The following is a 3,353-nucleotide window of genomic DNA, read 5'->3' on the forward strand; positions in this document are numbered from 1 at the left end:
GCCCAAGTCCACCGTGGACGTCTTCTGCCCTCAGCACAGCCCGAGTGAGGATGAGTTCTCGGAGATGTATCAGGAGACCGTGGGCGGGGAACTGTGGTACCCGGGCGGTGAGCAGTGATGAGAGCGTTGAAGATGTCTGTGGCCGTAACTGCGCTCGCGGCGGCATTCGCGCTCTCGGCATGTGGTTCTGCAGGGGGCGAGGTAGCCGCGCCATCGACAGTGACGGAGACGGTGGATCGCACCGTAGGGAGGACTGTCACCGTCACGGAAACTCCGACAGTTGATCCGGAGCCCGAGCCCGACCCGACGTCTTCCTCGCGACCTGCTCCGTCAGGGGCGGGCTTGATGGACGAGATCTACGCCCAGATGATGCGGGACGAGGGGATTGAGGTGTCGAACGGGGAGTTCGCTCAGTTGTCCGTGTCGGTTTGCGACACCTTCGACAATGGAAGGGCGCAGGCTGACGCGCTCGGAGTTATTCAGGAAGCGACAGGCGAAACCGGGTGGCGGGGCACCCGTATCTTGCAGGCCGCGGTGGTCGGCAAGTGCGGTCAGCATGTCGACTACACGTACTGATCCGAATTGAACCGCCATCGTCCCGCCAGTTGAAGCGGCGCTCCGTCTCTTCTGGGGGCCGGGCTCGGGTTAAACGACAAAATGTGTGCTCGGGATCGACACTCCGATGCAGGTCAGCCCGCCATCGAGGACCACGATCTGCCGGACGCCGACGAGATCACAGAGGAGTGGTACCAACCAGGGGCCGCGCCACCAGAGGGGCACAAGTTCAGCCGTCGGATCGACGCCCTGATGTTCGACTCGTTGGTACGTACCGCATTCGAGATCGAGGTCACCACGGACGACTTCAAGCGCGACACCTACTGGAAGCGCCGAGCGTGGGAGAAGGTCGTCCACCGGTTCATCTATGTGGTGCCGGACTACCTCGACGCGATGTCCCCGCACGGCTGCGGCTTGTGGAAGGTCGCGCCGGACGAGCGGATCACCGTGGTGAAGAAAGCCATCGTCTCCAAGGCCCCCGACCCGCTACCGCAGACCGTCGTGCAGCGCCTGGCATAACGGGCAGCACGAGCCAGCCGACAGAAGGCCTACAATGCCTGACCAGACTTCGACCGTGACCGAATCCGACGCCCGGAAGATGCACGCCTGGTGCGACTCCCACTCGCCTACGGACACGAATCAGACCCCGATGGCGAAGGTCATCCGCCACTTTCGCGCCACGGTGCCCGTCCCGCCGCCGACGTTCGCCGACGAGCTGCGGAAGGCGGCGTCCGGGCTGCCGGTGGAGTTCAAGCTGAAGCACCAGCGCGTCTACCTCGCTGATCGTGTGGAAGCCGTGGAGGAGGAGAACTAGCGGCTGACCGGCGAGGCAGAGGAGGGATCTGAGTGGAACCGGCATTTGGCCGACCAGAATGGGTGCCTCTCCCATGTATGCGACGAGGCCCGCGCTGACCTGGATCGGGTCAAGGCAGCGCAAGAGCTAGCTCGCGAGACCCGCGCCTATACGACTCCGGAAGGGAGCCTCGTGCAGTCTCAGCTCACCGCACTCCAGCCCGCCCTGCCCGACCCCGCTGACGTGCCGGACGGTGGCCCGTGGCTCGTCTCCGTCGATGATGGGGAACCCGCCCCGGCATTCAAGGCGGACGGGCCCGGCTGGATCGTCTACTGGGAACGCGGCAACGCGCTCCCCGTCGGCTCCGAGCGCATCACCCTCGTCGCCCGCCTGACCGCCGAGCGCCCCGCCCGCGCCATCGACCGGCCCGAGGACCTGGACGCACTGCCCGCGATGTCCGTCGTGGTCGAACGCGACGGCGCCGCATGGCAGAAGCGCCCCTTCGGTCCATGGGACTTCCGCGACTGGCAGAGCCCCGCCGACGGGCTCCTGGCGAGGTTCGGCCCCGTCACCGTGGCCTACACGCCCGAGGAGCCCACCGATGACGAGTGAAGCTGAACTCCGCCCATCGCCCACGACGAGGTCACCCGGCTGGTGCGCGTCCCGCACCACCATGAGCCGCTGTGGGAGGACCACTCGCACCTGTCGGAAGCCAAATGGGAGCAGGTGTACGAACTGATCGACAACTGGCACATCCCCGCCGCCCCGGAAATGCGCGCCACCATCGCCGCCTGCACCTACGAGTACGGGGTACAGGGCGCTGGCGGGCACATGGTCAAGCTGTACCCCGGCTACGACTGGGAATGGACCGACACCGAGATCACCGCCTGGCAAGTCGCCAACCAGTGGAACGGCTGGCGCATGGTCCGCCGCCTCGTCGGCCCCGTGGAGGTGGTGGAGGGGTGAATCGACGCAAACGAAGAAGCTGAATCACGACCACCCCTACCCCTATGGGTTATTCGATAACGATCCCATCACGATTCCTTCCGCGCAGTTGCGTGCCGACATGACACGTAGATAACCTCGTTCTTGTCACCACACCCCCCCCTCACAGGAAGTTCCAAAAATGAAAAATGGGATCAGGAATAAAATCGCCGTGTTCTCTCTCGCGGCAGCCCTTCCGCTAGGCCTATTCCCCACAGTGGCAAACGGGGCGACGGCAGTGCCCAGCGATGCGACTGCCGTGCAGTCGGGCGCTGATGAGTACCCCAACAGTGACACCGAGAACCTGACCGCCAAGGACAGGGCCGACATTAACAGAAGCCTGACCTCACTGGGGTATTCCCCGCTTCCCAAGAGCGCTGCAGCTCTGACCCTCAACGGCGACAAGATCGTAGTCCTGGACAAGGATGGCGACGTCATTCCCATCGACAAGGGGCAGGACTTGGAAAAGGCGTCGCTAGTCCAGACCAAGGGTGTCACCGATGAAATAAAGAGGACGGTAGGGGCCTGCATCGGAATTGACCTTACCGCCAACGTCGGCGCATGGGCAGCTATCGAATCCCAAGTCAATACTTGGCAAAAGGCAGCGAAATTCGTCCTGCGACGAGTCGGATTCATTGCCGCGATCTCATGCGGTGGCGGCGTCTTCGCCGAATACCTGCTATAGAAGGAGGAAAAAAATGAACGAAAAATTCAAGGAATTCACCGGAGGAATGAGCCTTACGGTCGCAGCCGCAGCCGTCATTGTCATCGCGGCAGTGTACATATCCACCGCAGGCAGCTCCGAATGGGTCACCGCAGCGGCAGTCGTCACCGTCGGACTGATCGTTGCCGCGCTTATCCGCATCACGGGCAGCGGACGACAGCAAGGCGCTGACACAGGCGGCTCCGCCGACTGACCTCACCACTGGGATGCTCGCCCGCGCCCCAGCTCATCAAGGCCCCCACCGCGCACCTCGCGGCTCGGGGGCCTTGCGCATAACTACCCCACACCCCCTAATGT

At 63.8% G+C, this 3,353-nt stretch carries 7 protein-coding genes; all 7 read left to right on the forward strand.

From position 1 onward, the window contains the following. Positions 1–345: 345 nt before the first annotated feature. The 7 genes from ACT3TD_RS14620 to ACT3TD_RS14650 all read left to right on the forward strand — a co-directional run bounded on the left by ACT3TD_RS14620 (position 346) and on the right by ACT3TD_RS14650 (position 3,249). Entirely contained in the window at positions 346–576 is a 231-nt protein-coding gene (locus ACT3TD_RS14620; protein ID WP_441582291.1) for a DUF732 domain-containing protein, read from the forward strand. Between the two features lie 81 nt (positions 577–657). After that, positions 658–1,074 carry a hypothetical protein gene (locus tag ACT3TD_RS14625; protein WP_444638068.1) on the forward strand — a complete coding sequence of 139 codons (417 nt, stop codon included), beginning with the start codon at positions 658–660 and terminating at the stop codon, positions 1,072–1,074. A gap of 55 nt (positions 1,075–1,129) precedes the next feature. Beyond that, positions 1,130–1,369 (forward strand): hypothetical protein, encoded by a 240-nt coding sequence (locus ACT3TD_RS14630; RefSeq protein WP_441582293.1) that lies wholly within the window; start codon positions 1,130–1,132, stop codon positions 1,367–1,369. Positions 1,370–1,540: 171 nt separating this feature from the next. Next, the gene (locus tag ACT3TD_RS14635) at positions 1,541–1,960 is read left to right on the forward strand and encodes a hypothetical protein (RefSeq protein WP_441582294.1); all 420 of its coding nucleotides are present in this window, start codon (positions 1,541–1,543) and stop codon (positions 1,958–1,960) included. A gap of 42 nt (positions 1,961–2,002) precedes the next feature. Then, positions 2,003–2,314 carry a hypothetical protein gene (locus ACT3TD_RS14640; protein WP_441582295.1) on the forward strand — a complete coding sequence of 104 codons (312 nt, stop codon included), beginning with the start codon at positions 2,003–2,005 and terminating at the stop codon, positions 2,312–2,314. A 160-nt stretch (positions 2,315–2,474) separates the two neighbouring features. Next, positions 2,475–3,017, forward strand: a complete 543-nt coding sequence (locus ACT3TD_RS14645; protein ID WP_444615225.1) for a hypothetical protein — start codon at positions 2,475–2,477, stop codon at positions 3,015–3,017. 13 nt (positions 3,018–3,030) lie between these two features. Continuing rightward, positions 3,031–3,249 carry a hypothetical protein gene (locus ACT3TD_RS14650; protein ID WP_441582297.1) on the forward strand — a complete coding sequence of 73 codons (219 nt, stop codon included), beginning with the start codon at positions 3,031–3,033 and terminating at the stop codon, positions 3,247–3,249. The last annotated feature ends 104 nt before the right edge of the window (positions 3,250–3,353 follow it).

Source organism: Corynebacterium sp. AOP36-E1-14 (assembly GCF_052377495.1).
Lineage (GTDB): Bacteria > Actinomycetota > Actinomycetes > Mycobacteriales > Mycobacteriaceae > Corynebacterium.